Annotated in this window: 17 protein-coding genes; 9 read left to right on the top strand and 8 right to left on the bottom strand. The window is 72.1% G+C overall.

The annotated features are described in order from the left end of the window. Positions 1 to 6 precede the first annotated feature (6 nt). Together IE307_RS00475 and IE307_RS00480 are read right to left on the bottom strand one after the other, a co-directional pair. The gene (locus tag IE307_RS00475; RefSeq protein ID WP_191295437.1) at positions 7 to 753 is read right to left on the bottom strand and encodes an ATP-binding protein; all 747 of its coding nucleotides are present in this window, start codon (positions 751 to 753) and stop codon (positions 7 to 9) included. Then, positions 750 to 1,145, bottom strand: coding sequence for an STAS domain-containing protein (locus tag IE307_RS00480; protein WP_191295438.1), 396 nt, complete (start codon positions 1,143 to 1,145; stop codon positions 750 to 752). Before IE307_RS00480 ends, IE307_RS00475 begins: the two co-directional genes overlap by 4 nt. Before the next feature lie 257 nt (positions 1,146 to 1,402). Between IE307_RS00480 and IE307_RS00485 the strand changes: the two genes are divergently transcribed. Beyond that, entirely contained in the window at positions 1,403 to 1,651 is a 249-nt protein-coding gene (locus tag IE307_RS00485) for a hypothetical protein (protein ID WP_191295439.1), read from the top strand. Here the strand turns inward: IE307_RS00485 and IE307_RS00490 are convergent. Next, entirely contained in the window at positions 1,630 to 3,048 is a 1,419-nt protein-coding gene (locus tag IE307_RS00490) for an amidase family protein (RefSeq protein ID WP_191295440.1), read from the bottom strand. The genes IE307_RS00485 and IE307_RS00490 overlap by 22 nt on opposite strands. Before the next feature lie 161 nt (positions 3,049 to 3,209). Between IE307_RS00490 and IE307_RS00495 the strand changes: the two genes are divergently transcribed. Together IE307_RS00495 and IE307_RS00500 are read left to right on the top strand one after the other, a co-directional pair. After that, positions 3,210 to 4,991 carry an N-acetylglutaminylglutamine amidotransferase gene (locus tag IE307_RS00495; protein ID WP_191295441.1) on the top strand — a complete coding sequence of 594 codons (1,782 nt, stop codon included), beginning with the start codon at positions 3,210 to 3,212 and terminating at the stop codon, positions 4,989 to 4,991. A 115-nt stretch (positions 4,992 to 5,106) separates the two neighbouring features. Further along, complete coding sequence (locus tag IE307_RS00500) at positions 5,107 to 6,390, top strand: MFS transporter (protein WP_229904246.1); 1,284 nt, start codon at positions 5,107 to 5,109, stop codon at positions 6,388 to 6,390. Positions 6,391 to 6,431: 41 nt separating this feature from the next. Here the strand turns inward: IE307_RS00500 and IE307_RS00505 are convergent, their stop codons facing one another. From IE307_RS00505 to IE307_RS00515, 3 genes are read right to left on the bottom strand one after another with little or no spacing between them, the layout of a single operon-like run. After that, positions 6,432 to 7,082: a GOLPH3/VPS74 family protein gene (locus IE307_RS00505; protein ID WP_191295442.1), complete on the bottom strand. Its 651-nt coding sequence runs from the start codon at positions 7,080 to 7,082 to the stop codon at positions 6,432 to 6,434. A gap of 9 nt (positions 7,083 to 7,091) precedes the next feature. Next, complete coding sequence (locus IE307_RS00510) at positions 7,092 to 7,694, bottom strand: response regulator transcription factor (protein WP_191295443.1); 603 nt, start codon at positions 7,692 to 7,694, stop codon at positions 7,092 to 7,094. Further along, on the bottom strand, positions 7,691 to 8,854 hold the full coding sequence (locus IE307_RS00515; protein WP_444543456.1) for a histidine kinase: 1,164 nt from the start codon (positions 8,852 to 8,854) through the stop codon (positions 7,691 to 7,693). The genes IE307_RS00510 and IE307_RS00515 overlap by 4 nt, the downstream gene beginning before the upstream one ends. A gap of 133 nt (positions 8,855 to 8,987) precedes the next feature. Here IE307_RS00515 and IE307_RS00520 point away from each other — a divergent pair, with 133 nt between their 5' ends. From IE307_RS00520 to IE307_RS00535, 4 genes are all read left to right on the top strand, one after another. Beyond that, on the top strand, positions 8,988 to 9,872 hold the full coding sequence (locus tag IE307_RS00520; RefSeq protein WP_191295444.1) for an ABC transporter ATP-binding protein: 885 nt from the start codon (positions 8,988 to 8,990) through the stop codon (positions 9,870 to 9,872). Positions 9,873 to 9,899: 27 nt separating this feature from the next. Continuing rightward, the gene (locus tag IE307_RS00525; protein WP_191295445.1) at positions 9,900 to 10,619 is read left to right on the top strand and encodes an ABC transporter permease; all 720 of its coding nucleotides are present in this window, start codon (positions 9,900 to 9,902) and stop codon (positions 10,617 to 10,619) included. A gap of 324 nt (positions 10,620 to 10,943) precedes the next feature. After that, positions 10,944 to 11,705, top strand: a complete 762-nt coding sequence (locus IE307_RS00530) for a class I SAM-dependent methyltransferase (RefSeq protein WP_191295446.1) — start codon at positions 10,944 to 10,946, stop codon at positions 11,703 to 11,705. Positions 11,706 to 11,944: 239 nt separating this feature from the next. Continuing rightward, positions 11,945 to 13,387 (top strand): PepSY-associated TM helix domain-containing protein, encoded by a 1,443-nt coding sequence (locus IE307_RS00535; RefSeq protein WP_229904247.1) that lies wholly within the window; start codon positions 11,945 to 11,947, stop codon positions 13,385 to 13,387. Between the two features lie 123 nt (positions 13,388 to 13,510). Here the strand turns inward: IE307_RS00535 and IE307_RS00540 are convergent, their stop codons facing one another. Then, positions 13,511 to 14,062: a sigma-70 family RNA polymerase sigma factor gene (locus tag IE307_RS00540; protein ID WP_191296402.1), complete on the bottom strand. Its 552-nt coding sequence runs from the start codon at positions 14,060 to 14,062 to the stop codon at positions 13,511 to 13,513. 79 nt (positions 14,063 to 14,141) lie between these two features. On the opposite strand from IE307_RS00540, the gene IE307_RS00545 reads away from it, so the two are divergent. Both IE307_RS00545 and IE307_RS00550 read left to right on the top strand, forming a co-directional pair. Further along, the gene (locus tag IE307_RS00545; RefSeq protein WP_229904248.1) at positions 14,142 to 15,284 is read left to right on the top strand and encodes an MFS transporter; all 1,143 of its coding nucleotides are present in this window, start codon (positions 14,142 to 14,144) and stop codon (positions 15,282 to 15,284) included. Then, on the top strand, positions 15,281 to 16,051 hold the full coding sequence (locus IE307_RS00550) for a hypothetical protein (RefSeq protein ID WP_191295448.1): 771 nt from the start codon (positions 15,281 to 15,283) through the stop codon (positions 16,049 to 16,051). The genes IE307_RS00545 and IE307_RS00550 overlap by 4 nt, the downstream gene beginning before the upstream one ends. Here IE307_RS00550 and IE307_RS00555 read toward each other — a convergent pair. After that, a complete protein-coding gene (locus IE307_RS00555) occupies positions 16,020 to 17,126 on the bottom strand; it encodes an acyl-CoA dehydrogenase family protein (RefSeq protein ID WP_229904249.1) in 1,107 nt (368 codons plus the stop codon). The two genes, IE307_RS00550 and IE307_RS00555, sit on opposite strands and share 32 nt — an antisense overlap. Positions 17,127 to 17,148: the final 22 nt, after the last annotated feature.

A 17,148-nucleotide genomic window follows, 5' to 3' on the forward strand; every position in this document is an offset into this window, starting at 1 on the left:
GCGGCCCTACCTCGCCCCGACGACCGCCCACACGGTCTTGCGGCCGCCGGCCTCGTCGGCGAAGCACCCCCAGGTCCTGGTCAGCTGCGCGACGAGGTGCACACCCCTGCCCGCGTTGGCGACGTCGCTCGCCGGGTCGGCGAGCACCACGGGAGCCGGGTCGTCGTCGCCCACGGCGACGGTGAGCAGCCCGCGTCGCAGTTCGAGCCGCAGCCGGGCCTCCGAACCGGTGTGCTCCACCGTGTTCTGCACGAGTTCCGAGGCGACGTGCACCGCGTCCAGCGCCTGCCCCTCGGACAGGTCCCACCGCACGCACGTCTCGCGCACGAACCGGCGGGCGGCGCCCGGACTGCTCAGGTCGTGCGGCAGCACCACGTGCGCACGCCGGCGCGGTGCGGGCCGGTCGACGTTCGCCATCGCCTCCTCCAGGTCACCGAACACCCCCACGTAGCGGCGGATCGGCGAGCAGCGCAGGAGTTCCGCGTGCGCGGGGCCGGTGGCCACGAGCACCGGGACGGCCGGCCAGTCGCTGATGCGCAGCCACACCGCGGTGAACACGCTCAACGCGGAGGTCGCCGCGATCGCGGTGGCGCTGAGGTCGACGACCAGTGCGCGGGGCTGGTCGATCGCGCACTTGAGCATGAAGTCGCGCAGGAGCGGATAGGTCGTGCGCCCGAGGACGCCGTCCGGGCGGATCACCGCGCACATGTCGCGCTCGTCCACGTGACACCGCAACCGCTCCACGTCGATCATCGGCCGGTGGCGGCGTCGGAGGCCGCACCGATGCTGCGCAGCGCCTCCGGGACCGAGGCGCAGAGCGGGAGGTACCTGGTGAGCCCGGTGATCTCCAGAGGCCGGCGCACAGCACGGGTGTTCGCCACCACGCGCACCGTGACGCCGTCGCGCAGGGCCTGCCGGCGAGCCCGCACGAGCAGGTTCAACCCGGTGGACCCGATGAAGCCGACTTCCGAAAGATCGATCACCACCGCGCGTGGCACCGCGTTCAGGCAGGCGGACAGCGGTTCGCCGACGACGGCCTCGGTCAGCATGTCGATCTCACCGGCCACCCGGACGACCACGGCGACGCCGTGGTCCTCGACGCTCACGGATGCGCTCTCGGCCGGTGCGGGACGCGGTTCAGGCATGAGACGGTCTCCCCGTGCTGCGGAGCGGGACGAACCGGGCTGCCTGCTGAACCCGGATCGCGGGGGGTCAAGCCAGATACCCGCACCGTATGCCCGTTCTCGCCGAGCGTCGACTCGAGGCCGCTCGCGCGAACCGAACGGACCAGTGCACACGAACGGGTGGTTGTGCCACGAGAAGTCCCCGGCACGTGTGAACCGGCTCGCGCGTGGGTAACCGCGCGCGTGGCAAGTCCGCCTCACGGCGTCGAGAGGGCAACATGAGCACGCTCAGGCACGCACCGGTCGTCGCACGGATGACCACGCCGGCGCAGCGCGGTGACGACTCCCCGCTGTGGCAGCCGAACCGGCGCTCCGTCCGGTACGCCGTCGACCTCCTCGGCGCGCTCATCGTCGTGGCGGGCTTCGTCTCGGGCGAGTTCGCGCTGGGCTTCGGCGGTGCGGTGGTCCTGCTGGCCGGCATGTGCCTGCACGTGTCGTGCGGTCGTCAGGGCGTGGAAGGCAGGTAGGCCGGCGTCCGGCGAGCCCGCGACGCCTCTTCGAAGGCCGCCGCGCGGCGCAGCACCGCGTCGTCCGCTCCCCGTCCGCCGATGAACGACACGCCGATCGGCAACGGGCCCGCGAACCCGGCCGGAACGCTGGTGTTCGGGTAGCCCGCGACGGCCGCGGGCAGGGCCGTGCGCGGTCCGGCCGGGTCGCTGCCGCGCGCGAGCCACGCGGGGCCGTTCGTGGGCGCCATGATCACGTCCAGGCGGTGGGCGGCCAGCACCTCGTCGATGGACCGGCGCGCCAGCTCGGTCGCGGTGCGCCGCCGGCGGAGGTGGACCGGGTCGCTGAGCGAGAGCGTCTTCCCCGCTTCGTGGAACAGCTCCTGGCCGAACACGCTCAGCTCGACCGGGTCGTCCTCGTTGAACTCGACCAGCTCGCGCATCGTGCGCGGCGCACCGGGCCGGGTGCGCAGGTACCGCTCCAGGTCGTGCCGGAACTCGGCGACCATGGCCGGCCGGTCGGCCGCGTGGACGAGGTCCTGGTACGGCAGTTCGACGTCGACCGCGGTGGCCCCGTGGTCGCGCAGGAGCTCCACCGCCGATGCCACGACCCGGTCGACGTCAGCGTCGAACCCGGTCCTGCGCCACACCCCGACCCTCGCGCCCCGCAGGGTTCCGGGGGTGAACACCTGGTCGCCGCCTTCCATGGCGGCCATGAGGATCGCGGCGTCCACGACGTGCCGCGCCATCGGACCGGCCGTGTCCCGCAGGGAGGTGATCGGCACGATGCCCGCGTTGCTGATCCGGCCGGGCGTCGGCTTGAACCCCACGACACCGGCGTGGCCCGCCGGGGACACGATCGAGCCGTTGGTCTCGGTGCCGACCGCGACCTGCGCGAGCGACGCCGCCACCGCGACGGCCGAACCGGAGGACGACCCGCACGGGGTGCGGTCCAGCACGTGCGGGTTGGCGGTCTGCCCGCCCACCGCCGACCAGCCGGAGGTCGCCCACGGGGACCGGAAGTTGCCCCACTCCGTCATGTTCGTCTTGCCCAGCAGGACGGCTCCCGCGTCACGCAGGCGGGTCACGACCGGGGCGTCGGCGCCCGGCGGCACGCGCAGCGCTCGCGAACCGGCGGTGGTCGCCAGCCCGCGGGTGTCGATGTTGTCCTTGAGCAGCACGGGAATGCCGTCCAGCAGGCCGCGGGCCTGGCCGCGCGCTCGTCTGCGGTCGCTCTCCTCGGCCTGGTGCGGCGCTGTCGGGTCGATCGCGAGCACGGCACGCAGCAGCGGATCGACCTCGGCGATGCGACGGAGGTAGGCGGCGGTCAGGGCGGCCGAGGTGAGCTCGCCCTCCGCCATCCGGCGCGCGAGAAGTGGGATGGTCGCCTGATCGAGGTCGGCGGCCAGGAGTTCCATGCCCCCATTGCCGACCCGCCGCCCCGCCCGCGTCAACCTGCGGACGGGTAATGCGGTCGTGCGCTTGCTCACACGCGAGACCGCTCACAGGGAGAACATGGTCATCGGCATTCGGGGGTATTCGGGTGACACCTGTCAGCCCACACCTCCGAGGAGACGTCATGTGCGGAATCGCCGGTGAGATCGTCGTCGACCAGGCTGGCCGGCCCGACCTCGGCGCGGTGGAGCGCATGACGCGGACCATGTGGTCACGAGGGCCGGACGGCGCGGGCCACTGGGCGGAGGGCCGGGTCGCGCTCGGCCACCGCAGGCTGTCGATCATCGACCTGTCCGACGCCGGCGCGCAGCCCATGGTCGACGACGAACTCGGGCTCGCCGTGGCGTTCAACGGGTGCATTTACAACTACGAGCAGCTGCGCGAAGAGCTGTCCGGCCGCTACAGCTTCCGGTCCACCAGCGACACCGAGGTCATCCTCAAGGCCTACGACCACTGGGGCGAGGGTTTCGTCGAGCACCTCGTCGGCATGTTCGCGATCGCCCTGTTCGACCGGCGGCGCGACCGGGTGCTGCTGGTCAGGGACCGGCTCGGGATCAAGCCCCTCTACGTCGCCGAGGTGCGCGGGCGGACGCGGTTCGCCTCCACGCTGCCCGCCCTGCTCGCGGGTGGTGGTGTCGACACCGAACTCGACCCCGTGGGCCTGCACCACTACCTGACCTGGCACTCCATCGTCCCCGCGCCGCGCACCGTCCTGCGCGGGGTGCGCAAGCTGCCGCCCGCCACGATCCGCGTGTTCGAGCGCGGGCAGGAGCCCCGCGACCACGTCTACTGGCAGCCGTCGTACACGCGGCGCCCCGAGCACGCCGACTGGACGGCGCTGGACTGGCGGCAGGCGGTGCGCGAGGCGTTGCAGGTCGCCGTGCGCCGCCGCACGGTGTCCGACGTGGAGGTCGGCGTGCTGCTGTCCGGAGGCCTCGACTCGAGCCTCCTGGTCGCGCTGCTCGCCGCCGAGGGGCAACGGCCCAGCACGTTCAGCATCGGCTTCACGAGCCGCGACGACGTCGAGGGCGACGAGTTCGCCTACTCCGACGCGATCGCGCAGAAGTTCGGCACCGACCACCACCAGATCCGCATCGGCGACGAGGAGATCGCCTCGGCGGTCGAGGACACCGTGGGTTCGATGAGCGAGCCGATGGGCAGCCACGACGTCACCGCGTTCCACCTGGTGTGCCGGGAGGTCTCCCAGCACGTCAAGGTCGTGCAGTGCGGTCAGGGCGCCGACGAGGTGTTCGCCGGGTACCGCTACCACCAGCCGGCGGCCACCGCCGCCCGGCGCGAGGCGGCCGAGGTGCTGCGCGACGCGTTCCACGACCTCGGGCACGACGAGCTCGCGCACGTCCTCGAACCGGACTGGCTGACCCGTCACGACGTCAGCGCCGTCCTCGCCGCGGAGCACCTCTCCGATCCCGGTGCGGACACGGCTCTGGACGCCGTGCTCAGGACCGACACGCACCTGCTGATGCCCGACGACCCGGTGAAGCGGGTCGACAACATGGCGATGGCGTGGGGCGTCGAGGCACGCGTGCCGTTCCTCGACCAGGACCTGGTGGAGCTCGTCGCCGCGTGCCCGCCGGAGCTCAAGGCCGGCCAGGACGGCAAGGGCCTGCTCAAGGACATCGGCCGCGACCTGCTGCCGCTCGAGGTCGTCGACCGCAAGAAGGGCTACTTCCCCGTGCCGGCCCTCACCCGGCTCGACGGCGAGGTCCTCGACCTGCTGCGCGCGACCATGACCTCCCCCGCCGCACGCGGGCGCGGGGTCCTGCGCCGCGACTACGTGGACGGCCTCCTCGCCGACCCCAACGGCCACGCCACCAAGGCCGGTGGGAACGAGCTGTGGCACCTGGGCGTGCTGGAGATGTGGTTGCAGCAGCACGGCATCGGCTGAACCCGCTGTGCCGGGAGCTCGTCCGCCGGCCGGAAAATCGTGTGCACCCCGCGATATGGTGCTGACGCGGTTGTGACGCTCCGTGCGTTGCCGCGTCAGAGCACCGGGGGAAGAGATGTCGGCCGGCGAGGCGAGCATGGGCGCGTGGCGCATGCTGCGGACGAACGGCCCGTTGCGCGCCCTGTTCACCGCACGGACCGTGTCGTACGCGGGCGACTCGCTGAGCATGGTCGCGTTGATGCTCCACGTGGCCAACTCGACGGGTCAGGCCATCGCCGTGGCGTTGTTGCTGCTGGCGGGAGACTTCGTGCCGTCGCTCATCGCACCGCTCACCGGCGCGATCGCGGACCGGTTCGACCTGAAGCGCGTGATGATCGCCTGCGACGTCGCACAGGGCGCGCTGGTGCTGCTCATCGCGTTGTCACTGCCCCCGTTGCCGCTGCTGCTCGTGCTGGTGGCGGTGCGCGCTATCGCGGGGCAGATCTTCATGCCCGCGTCGCGCTCCGCGGTGCCCGCGATGGTGCCGGGCGCGCACCTGGAGACCGCGAACTCGGTGATCGGCTTCGGCGCGAACACCGCCGAGGCGGCCGGCCCGCTCATCGCGGCGGCCCTGCTGCCGTTCCTCGGCGTGCAGGGCGTGCTGGTGGTCGACGCGGCGTCGTTCTTCGTGTCCGCGCTGGTGCTCACGGCGGTGCGCGCGATGCCGCCGGTGCCGGACCCCGACCGCGACGACGCCACCCTGCTGGAGCAGGCGAGGTCCGGGCTGGGCTACATCCTCCGCACTCGGGCGATCCGGATCATCACCCTCGGTTTCTGCGCGGTGGTGGCGTTCAACGGCGTGGACGACGTGGCGCTGGTGCTGCTGGCCAAGGACACGCTGCACTCCGGTGACTCGTCGGTCGGTCTGCTGCTCGGTGCCGTCGGCATCGGCCTGCTGGCCGGATACGCGCTGCTGACCCGTTACGCGTCGAAGGCGTCCATGGTCACGTTGCTCGTCGGCGGTTTCCTGGTGAGCAGCGCGGGCAACTTCCTGACCGGCTTCGCGTGGGCCGTCACGGCCGCGTTCACCGTGCAGGCGATCCGCGGCCTGGGCATCGCGGGCATGGACGTCGGCTCCAGCACGCTGCTGCAGCGCACGGTGCCGCCGGCGATGCTCGGCAGGGTGTTCGGCAACCTGTACGGCACCATCGGGTTCGCCGCCGCCATCTCGTACGTCGGCGGCGGTCTGCTGCTGGACGCCACGTCTGCGCCCACCACGTTGATCGTCGCGGGCGGTGGCGGCGTGCTGTGCACCCTGGTGGTGGCGATCTTCCTGCCCCGGGCGCTGAAGGCCCATCCGCTCCCCCAGGCCGTGGACGGGCTCGCGGCGTCCCCTCCTGCTCCGACCGACCGCCAGTGAGCGGTGCCCGCCAGGTCCGGCGGGCACCGCTCTGTCCGGCATCAGGTCACCGTGGTCACCACGGCGACCGTGACGGCGGCGCTCGACGCGGCGATCGCGGCCGCGGTCCTGACCACCGCGGCGTTCACGGCCTCGGCGCCCCAGTTGCCCTTCTCCAGTTCCTTCGCGCGCCGTGCGACGTCACCCGACCACGCGAGCTGCGGCCGCAGCATGGGCAGCGCACCGCTCGCGGACAGCAGCGCGGTCAGCGCCGCGGTGCGGGGGTCCGGGGACGCGCCGTCCACCAGCACCGCGCGGATGCGCTGGCGGACCTCCTCCTCGTGACGGGTGTCCGCGGCCGGCAGCGTGGTGACGCGGAACAGGCCCAGCACCTTCTTCTTCTCCCTGCTGATCAGGCCGCGCTCGACGAGGCGGTCGACCACGCGCGTCCACATGTCGGCGCCGATCTTGAGCAGGAGCGAGTCGACGGACCTGGGCTTCTCGGCGGCCTTGTCGTAGCCGTACCGCAGCAACGGGTCCTCCGGTGCGGTGCCGGTGACGACGACCTTCCTGTCCCGCACCTCGACCAGGCCCGCCAGGGCGAGCTCGACCAGCACGGCGCCGCCCATCGTGTAGTGCAGCGTGCCGGCGGCGGCCGGGGTCCCCGACTCGTCGTCCATCAACAGCAGGGCGAGGTCCTCGACGATCAGCATGTCTTCCTCTCAGAGCCAGTCGTGTTCTCGTGCGTAGCGCGCGGCCTCGTGCCGCGTCTTGGTCTGGGTCTTCTGCATCGCGTTCGACAGGTAGTTGCGGACGGTGCCCTCCGCGAGGTGCAGCTGGCGGGCGATGTCGGCGACCGAGTAGCCCTCCCTGGTCGCGCGCAAGACGTCGATCTCGCGGTCGGTCAGCGGGCAGTCGTCGGCCACGGCCAGCCCGGAGACGTCCGGGTCGATCCACCTCCTGCCGCTGTGCAGGGCAGCGATCACCGACGTGATGTGGGCGGGGTCCGCGGACTTGGTGACGAATCCCTGCACCCCGAGCTTGAGCGCCTTGCGCAGCACGCCGGGACGCGCGTGCCGGGTCAGCATGAGGATCACCTGGTCCGGCAGCACCCGGCGGATCTCCACCACGGCTTCCAGACCGTCCACGGACGGCATCTCCAGGTCGATCACGAGCACGTCCGGCCGATGCTCGAGCGTGGCCGCGACGGCCTGCTCGCCGTCCGCGGCCTCGGCGAGGACGGTGATGTCGCCCTCCATCGGCAGCAGCGCCGCCATCGCCTTGCGCAGCAGTGCCTCGTCGTCGGCCAGCACCACCGTGGTCATCGCGCCACCCCGTGCGGGAAGGCCGCGGCCGTGACGAACTCGCCGTCGTCCTGCGCCACCGTCAGCTCTCCCCCCACTCCCGCGAGCCGGTCCCTGAGCGTGGACAGGCCTCGCAGCTCCGGCAGGTCGCCGGGCGCGCCGTCGTTGACGATCGTGATGCCGGACTCCGCGAGCGTGATCCGGACCTCGCCCGCCTGCGCGTGCCGCAGGATGTTGGTCGTGGTCTCCCGCAGGACCTGGCCGAGCAGCTCGCCCGCGCGTTCGTCGACGGCCGCCTCCCGGATGATCCGCACCCGGATTCCCGCCGCCTCGAAGAGGTTCTTCGCGTTCTCCAGCTCACCGACGAGGTTCAGCCGCCGCTGCGCGTACGCGAGTTCCTTGGTCTGCTTGATCGTGTCGCCGACCAGGGCGTGGATCTCGCGCAGCTCCGCCTCCGCGCGATCGGCGTCGCGCCGCACCAGCTTCTCGGCCAGCGCGGTCTTGAGCTTCACCACGTGCAGCGTGTGGCCCTGGATGTCGTGCAGTTCGCTCGCGAACCGGATCCGTTCCCGCGCGACGGCGAGCTCCGACTCCTGTTCGCGGGCTTCGTCCAGTTCCGCCAGGACCTTGTAGAACGCCTGGTTGGCGAACATGAACCCGAGCGTGACCACCATGACGGCGGACGGGACCAGCACGAACAGGAACGCGGTCGAGCCGGCGTTCTCGTACGGCCTCAACAGCCTCGACGCGCCCACCACCGTGACGAACGCGACGAGCCCCACAGCGGCCGGAATGCGGTGCCGCGGCATCTGCGGCACGATGAGCGGGCCGACGACCGTGATGCTGTAGAACGCCGTGCTGCTGCCGCTGACCAGGGCACCGAAGACCCAGACGGCCGCGCTGGTTCCCAGCAGGGGCACGGTGAAGCGCCGGATGTCGTCCTTCGCCCACCGCACGACCGCGACCATGGCCACCAGCACGCCGGCGACCAGCACGGCCGCCTCCCACCAGACGCGCGAGTCGGTCACGACCAGCACCGTCCCGACGGGAATGATCACCGCGATCTGCGTGGTGATGTTCAGCCTGCTCATCCGGCCGCGAGCCGACGTGGCGTAGCTGACCTTCACGCGCGGTTCGGCGGTCCGGTGTCCACTGTGGCTCTCCGACGCAGGCTGTGTCACCGTCCCAGTATTTCGCCGCGGTCATGACGGCACCAGTGACGCCACGTCATGCCTTCGGGGGCACAAATGTCATGGCCGGGTGATGACGTGGTGACACTGCCGCGGGATCGCCGCAGGCAGTGGAATCAACGGCATGCCGACCACACCCGTCATCGAAGTCGAAGGCCTCAACGTCACCTACGGCGACTTCCACGCCGTGCAGGACCTGTCCTTCCACGTGCGACGCGGCGAGTTGTACGCGCTGCTCGGCACGAACGGCGCGGGCAAGACCTCGACCCTGGAGACGATCGAGGGGCACCGCACCGCCACCTCGGGCACCGTGCGGGTGTTCGGGCAGAGCCCCGCCGACCGCTCCGCCGTGCGCCCCAAGATGGGGATCATGTTGCAGGACAGCGGGTTCACCCCAGACCTGACGGTCGCGGAGTCCGTCCGGCTCGTCGGCGCGCTCACCCGCCGCACCGACCGGGTCGACCGCGTGCTCGACGTCGTCGACCTGACCCGCAAGGCGGACACGAAGGTGTCCCAGCTCTCCGGCGGCGAGAAGCGCCGCCTCGACTTCGCCACCGCCGTGTACGGCACGCCGGAGCTCGTCTTCCTGGACGAACCCACCACGGGCCTCGACATCCAGTCCCGCGACGACCTGTGGTCCACAGTGGACAAGATGCGCGAGACCGGTACCACAGTCGTTCTCACGACGCACTACCTCGAAGAGGCGCAGCAACACGCCGACCGCATCGGACTCATGCACCGCGGCAGGTTCCACCGCGAGGGCACGGTAGCCGAACTGACCAGGACGCTGCCGTCCGTGATCCGCTTCGGCCTGCCCGCACCCGCTCCGGCACTGCCGCTGCAGGCCACGCGCGAGGGCGACGGCCGGTACCTCGTCGAGACCTTCGAGCTGCAGAAGGCCATGTCCGCGCTGCTGCGCTGGGCCGAGGACCACGGCCTCGAGCTGCGGGACCTGGAGGCGGGCCCGACCCGCCTCGACGACGTCTTCCGCGCCATCGGCAACGCCTGACCCGCTCCGTCCGGAAAGGACACCGCAGTGCTCCCGATCTTCCTCAGCGAACTGACCCAGATCTTCCGCAACCGGTCGGTGCTGATCACCAGCTTCGTCATGCCCATCGCCGTCAGCGCGTTCTTCCTCTACCAGCACGACCTCTTCACCCAGATCGGCAGCCTCGGCTACATCGCGGCGATCGTGATGTTCACGGTCTGCGCCTTCGGCCTCTACGCCAGCTCGGTCACCACCCTGGCGTCACGCCGCCAGAACCTGTTCCTCAAACGCCTGCGCTCCACCGCCGCCGGCGACGCCGGCATCCTCGCCGGACTCGTGCTGCCCGCCACCGCCATCGCACTGGTCCAGGTCACCGCGATCATGGCGGTGCTCGCCGCGGTCACCACCGCACCGGACAACATCGTCCTGCTGGCGCTCGCGGTCGTGACGACCGCGGCGATGATGGTCGGCCTGGCCCTGGCCACCGCCGGGCTCACGAACTCGCCCGAGCACGCCCAGGTCACCACGCTGCCCGTCTGCCTCGGCGTCGTCGCCGTAGCCAGCTGGGTCGGGATCAGCGGCACCGAGGACCTGACGCTGCTCAAGCGGCTGCTGCCGGGAGGGGCCGCGACCGAGCTCGTCGTGAACGCCTGGACGGGCGGGGTCGCGACGACGGACTCGCTGCTGCTGCTGGCACCGACGCTGGCCTGGGTGTTCCTGGCCGCCGTGCTCGCCTCCCGCCTGTTCCGCTGGGAACCGCGGCGCTGATCCGCCGCCGGTGGGCGGGGAGCTGACACGCTCGTCGTGAACGCGCCGCCGGCGGGCGGGCGCGGAGCTGGCCCCTCGCGGTGAACGCTCAGGCGGGACCACAACGGCGAACTCACCGCTCCTGCCGGAGCGGGTGTCCCTGGCGGCCGTGCCCACCTCCCGCCTGTTCTGCTGGAAACCGCGGCGCCGGCCAGCGCGAGTCCCTCAACGCCGTGCCCGCCTCCCGCCCGTTCCGCTGAAAGCCACGACGCTGACCACCCCGACGTCCCGGACGAGCTGACACTCTTGATCAGTCGATCCGACCGACCCAGAGGAGATCAGGCAATGGTGGACCACGGAGCCGTCGCGAGGACGTGGGTCGAGCGGTGGGACCGCCAGCAGGAGCACTACATCGCCGAACGAGAGGAGCGCTTCCAGGTGATCGGCGACGTGGTCGAGCGCGTGTGCGCGCCCGTCGAGGCCCCGCTGGTGGTGGACCTGGGCTGCGGGCCCGGTTCGTTGTCGACGCGGCTGCACGCGCGGGTCCCGCACGCGAGGATCGTCGGTGTCGACGTGCACCCGTTCCTGCTCGGCCTGGCCCGCCACACCCGTCCCGCGCAGGCGTCGATCGACTACGTCCTCACCGACCTGGGCGAGCCCGGCTGGACCGGGCGGGCGGGTGGCGACCGGATGTGGGACGCCGCCGTGTCGACCACCGCGTTGCACTGGCTCGAGCCCGAGCGGCTGCAGGGCGTCTACGACGACCTGGCGACTGTGATCCGTCCCGGCGGCGTGCTGGTCAACGGTGATCACCTGTACCCCGAACGGCCGGTGCTGCGGGAGATTGCGGAGTTCGTGCGCGAGCGCCGTGCCGAACGGGCGGGGGTTCTCGCGAACGAGGACTGGGCGACCTGGTGGGACGAGGCCCGGTCCGACGCCGGGTTGCGCGCGATGTTCACCGAGGACGAGCTGGCCACGAAGTCGGGTGGCCACGGCAACGACCTCAGCGCCCGCTGGCACGAGGACGCGTTGCTGCGGGCCGGGTTCAGCGACGTCGGAGTCGTCTGGCAGTACGGCGACGACCACGTGGTCGTCGCCGTGCGCTGAGAACCCGGGAACCAGGGCGCCGCTCCGGCCGACCACCTGAGTGCTGGCACCTCTTGATGGCGGCGGGTGGGAAGGGGGAAGGGGGCGGGAGGACAGGCCGCCCCCTTCGCCAGGACGGGACGCGCTCCGTGACCGGCTGAGCGCGGTCAGTCATGCGCGGAGAACGCGGGAACCAGGCCGGGGTCGCGGACGACTACTGCTCCAAGCCCGCACTCCGTCCCCCTGCAGAGGTGTCCCCGATGTCCGCTCCCCCGCTCGAGCTCGAACGAACAGACGAGACGACCCGGACCAGCCAGATCTCCGTCGTGCCACTGCTGCGCAGGCTGCACTTCTACGCCGGGGTGCTCATCGGGCCGTTCCTGGTCGTGGCCGCCGTGACCGGCATGCTCTACGCGTTCGCGCCGCAGATCGACGACGTCCTCTACGGCGACAAGCTGTGGGTGGAGCCCGCGGGCACCGCCCGTCCCGTCTCCGAGCAGGTCGCGGCGGCGCAGGCGTCCCTGCCCGAGGGCACCGTGACGGCGGTGCAGCTCTTCGACGACCCCGAGGCCACCACGCGCGTCGTGTTCGCGGCCCCCGGTCTGGCCGAGGAGTACAGCAAGACCGTCTACGTGAACCCCTACACCGCGCAAGTGCAGGGCGAGCTGACCACGTGGGCGGGCGCGACCCCGGCCGTCACCTGGCTCGACCAGCTGCACCGCGACCTCAACCTCGGCCCGGTCGGCAACCTGTACTCGGAGCTCGCCGCCAGCTGGTTGTGGGTGCTCTCCCTGGTGGGCCTCGTGCTCTGGATCGCCCGCCGCCGCACCGCCAAGCGCCGGGTGCGCGCGCTGCTGGTGCCGGAGAAGGGCGCCAAGGGCGTGCGCAAGACGCGGTCCTGGCACGCGAGCCTCGGCGTGTGGGCACTCGTCGGCGCGCTGTTCCTGTCCGCCACCGGGCTCACGTGGTCGAACTACGCCGGCGAGAACTTCAGCGCGGTGCTCGTCGCGCTCAACGCCAAGGCGCCCGCTCTCGACACCGCTCTCCCCGGCTCGACGCCTGCCGCTCCCGCGGCCGGTGAGCACTCGGAGCACAACGGCAGCGCGGGCAGCACCGAGCCGGTGGACGCCAAGACCTTCGACGAGGTGCTCGCCGCCGGACGCGGGGCCGGCCTCGACGGACCGGTCGAGCTCGCCCCCGCCGCTGCCGGGACCGCGTGGTCCGTCGCGCAGACCGACCAGCTCTGGCCGATCCGCCAGGACAAGGCCGCCGTCGACCCCGCCACGGGGACCGTCACCGCCCGCGCGGACTTCGCCGACCGCCCGTTCCTGGCGAAGCTGTCCTCCCTGGGCATCTACGCCCACATGGGTCTGCTGTTCGGCCTGGCCAACCAGATCGCGCTCCTGCTGCTCGCCGCGACGATCCTGGCGCTCATCTTCTTCGGCTACCGCATGTGGTGGCAGCGCAGGCCGACCCGCGCCGACCGCAGTGCGCCTCTCGGCGCGGCTCCGAAGCGCGGTGGGTGGCAGCAGCTCCCGCTGTGGTTCGTCATCCCCGCGCCGCTCGTGCTGATCGCGGTCGGGATCGCCATGCCGTTGCTGGGCATCAGCCTCGTGGCGTTCCTGATCCTCGACGGCGTCATCGGCGCCGTGCGCGCGCGGAAGTCCGAACGCACACCGGTGGTCGCCGGACAAGGCGACTGAGCTAACTGGGGAACTGGTCGGCGATCTCGTTCGACCAACCCGGTACCGGTGTGGCTCCGAACCGGAGGAGCGGAGGTGGCGGGTCGGGGGACCTGCAACCTCCCGCCCCGCGAAAGCCCGCGGTCAGGACACGCGGCGGCCCGTGCGGTCGTCGTCGATCGCGATGACCAGGTCTTCGCGGGCGCGGGCGACCCGCGACCGGATCGTCCCGACAGGACAGCCGCAGACCTCGGCGGCGTCGGCGTAGGACAGGCCCAGCAACTGGGTCAGCACGAACGCCGTGCGCCGCTCGGGGTCGAGTCCGCTGACGAGCTCGTTGAGCACGACGTCCTCGGCGAAGCCCGGCTCGACCCGCTCCCCCGCGTCGTCCGCGCCGTCGTGCGGGCGGGGCCGCGAACGCAGGGAACGGATGTGGTCCGCGACCACCCTGCGGGCCACCGACAGCAGCCACGTGCGAGCCGGTGCCCTGCCCTCGTAGCGCGCCAGGGCCGGCAGCGCCCGGAGGTAGGTCTCCTGGGAGAGATCGTCCGCGAGCCGCACGTCGCCCGCCAGGTGCGCCACGAACCGCCACACGTCGGCCTGCGTCGCGCGGACGAACGCCTCCGTGGCGGCACGGTCGCCCGTGCGCGCACGAAGCGCATGGCCGGTGATCTCAGCGTCGTCGCCGCGCAGCATCCTCACACCTGGGGTTACGAACCGCACGACGTCCCGGTTCACCTGGAACTCCCCCGTCCCGGCGTCCGACCTCTGGGACGTGAGAACCGTCGTGACCGCGGTGTCCACGGCCGCGATGGCCGTGTCGATGCTGCAGCTGTTCGTGCTGGGCGCGCTGGGACCGGTGCTGATCGCCGAACTCGGGGTGGCCGAGTGGCAGCTCGGTGCGTTGGTAGCGGCCGGGTTCGGCGTGGCCGCGGTGTTGTCGCTGCCCGCGGGTGCGCTGGTGGACCGGATCGGGCCGCAGCGCGGTCTCGTCGGTCTGTTCCTCGTGAGCGCGGTGGCGCTGACCGTGCTGGCGGTCGCGGGGTCGGCCTGGTGGATCGCCGCGGGTGTCGCTCTGGGCGGCATTCCGCAGGCCCTGGCCAATCCCGCCACCAACAAGGTGATCATGGCGGCCGTGGCACCCGAGCACCGCGGGCCGGTGACCGGTTGGAAGCAGTCCGGCGTGCAGCTGGGGGCGTTCGTGGCGGGTGTGCCGCTCGCCGGTGCGGCCGCGGTCGTGGACTGGCGGTGGGGTGTCGGGGTGCTCGCGGTGCTGTGCGTGGCCGGTGCGGTGGCGTCCGCACGGCTCGCGGTGCCCGTTCCACCTGCCAGGAGCGGGCCGGCAGGCGTTGTGGGGCAACGGGTTCGCGCGCTGGCCGCGTTCTCGGTGGCGCTGGGGTTCGGGCTGGCGTCGGTGAACACGTTCTTCGCCCTGTACGGCGTGCAGCGGCTCGACCTGTCCGCGCCGGTCGCGGCGTGGCTCCTCGCGGTGATGGGACTGGCCGGCATCGCGGGCCGGGTGTGGTGGAGCGGGGCGGCGGGCCGGGCGGACGACCCCGCCGCCGTGCTGCCGTCGCTGGGGCTGGGTGCCGTCGTCTCCGTGGCGGTGGTGGCGCTGGCGGACGGGGCGCACTGGCTGGTGTGGTTCGGTGCGGCGGGGATCGGGGTGTTCGCGGTGTCGGGCAACGCGGTCTCGATGGTCGCGGTGATGCGGGCGGTGCCGCAGAAGCTGGCCGGACGGGCGGCGGCGGTGGCGTCGGCCGGGTTCTTCGGCGGGTTCGCCGCCGGACCGCCGGTGACGGGGCTGGTGGTGAGCCGGGCCGGCTACACCTGGCTGTGGGTCGTGGTCGGGGTGGCGTTCGCGGTGGCGACCGGAATCGCGTTCCTGGTCACGCGACGCACTGAGGTGACGGTGTGAGCGACTGGGCGCACGACCTGGTGCGGCGGATGTGCGAGCAGGTCGACGAGGCGGAAGTCGTTGCCGGGGAACGCTTTCCGCTTTACCGTCGCGACGGGAGGTGGAAGACCTCTGCCCGCGGGTCGTGGACCGGAGGGTTCTGGGCGGGGCTGCTCACGTTGCGCCGCCTCGCCACCGGAACCGGCGAACTCGCAGCGGTGCGGGACCGGTTGGACGTGTGGGCGGACGCGGACACGGTGCTGCGCGGCATGATCTTCTGGTACGGCAGCGGCGCGGAACGGCTGGGACTCCTCGCACCCAGGCCCAGCACGGCGAAGGTCGCGGACGGTCTCGCCGCCGGCTTCGACGCGGAGCTGGGCGCGATCCCCTGGGGCACCGCGCTCGCCGCCGACGGTCCTGCCGTCCGCGCGGATGGAGCCGCCGGGGCCGTTCCGCTGCTGGAAGCCCACGCCCACCACGACATCGCCCGGCGCCACCAGGACGCGCACCTGCGCCTCACCCCGGAATGGCCGCGTGGCAAGGCCTGGCTCCTGCTCACGAACCCCGGCGACTGGACCGTGTCCACTGAGGACAGTTCTGCGCAGGCGATCGCGGCCGTGGCGATGCTGAAGGCGGGCAGGAGAAGCGAAGGCGAACAACTGCTGCGCACACTGCCGGAAGGCGCCGAGTACGACGGCATGACCGGGCTGCAGGTCGTGTGGGGCGACTTCTTCACCTTCCTCGGCGCCGCGATCGTCACGGGTTTGGCGCCGCCCGGCGTGTGGTGAGCAACCGGCGTCCGGTCGTCGTGACGTGCAGTTCGTCCGCGCCGTCGAGGATGCGGGCGGACCGTGCGACGCGCAGCAACCGCGGCAGACCCGTTGCGGCGGTGAGGCCTTCCGCGCCGTAGACCTGGATGGCGGCGTCCACGGCGGTGTTCAGGGCACGTGCGGCGGCGACCTTGGCCAGGCTCACCTCGACCGGCGCGCGCTCGCCACCGGCGACCAGGGCCGCGGCGTCGCGGGTGAGCAGCCGAGCGGACCGCACCTCCAGCTCGGACTCGAAAGCCAGGCGCTGCACCAGTTGCCGGTCGGCCAGCACGCCGTCGCCGAGCACCCGCGACACCGCGCGGTCCGCCAGCAGGTCCAGGCACCGTTGCGCCTGGCCGATCCAGCGCAACGCCCGCAGCGTGCGTCCCAGCGCGAGGCGTTCGCCGGCCAGTCGCAGACCCTGGCCCGGTTCGCCGACGAGGTGCGTCGGCGGCACGCGGACCGCGTCGAACGAGATCTCGTGCTGCCCGCCGGCTCCGAGGACGTCGAGCTCCCGTTCGACCCGGAACCCGCCCGCGGGCACGGCGAGGACCGAGAACCCGTCACCGGTGCGGGCCATGACCAGCACCAGGTCCGCGCGCGCCGCACCGCTGGTGAACCACTTGCGGCCCGTGACGGTCCACCAGCCGTCGGCGCCGCGTTCGGCGGTGGTGCGCAGACCGGACGGGTCCGAGCCCGCCACATCGGGTTCGGTCATCGCGTAGCTCACGTGCACGCGTCCCGCCACGAGGTTCGCGAGCACCTCGTCCTTCAGCTCGGGGTGGGCGTGCGCGGTCAGCATCCGGACGTTCAGCAGGCTGGACGAGCCGACGACGTCCGGGCCGTGGTCGCTGCGGCCCTCGTCCTCCGCCACCGCGAAGTAGCCGGCGAGCGGCTGGCCACCGCCGCCCAGCTCGACCGGCAACGGCCGTGCCCACAAGCCGGCTTCTCTGGCGCGCTCGCGCAGTTCCAGACCGCGGCCCGCGTCCAGTTCCGGTTCGGCGGGGATCACGACGTCGTCGACGAACCGACGCAACTGGGTGTCACCTGTCACCGACACATCACACCATCGTGGG

Source organism: Lentzea cavernae (genome assembly GCF_014653695.1).
Taxonomy (GTDB): domain Bacteria; phylum Actinomycetota; class Actinomycetes; order Mycobacteriales; family Pseudonocardiaceae; genus Lentzea; species Lentzea cavernae.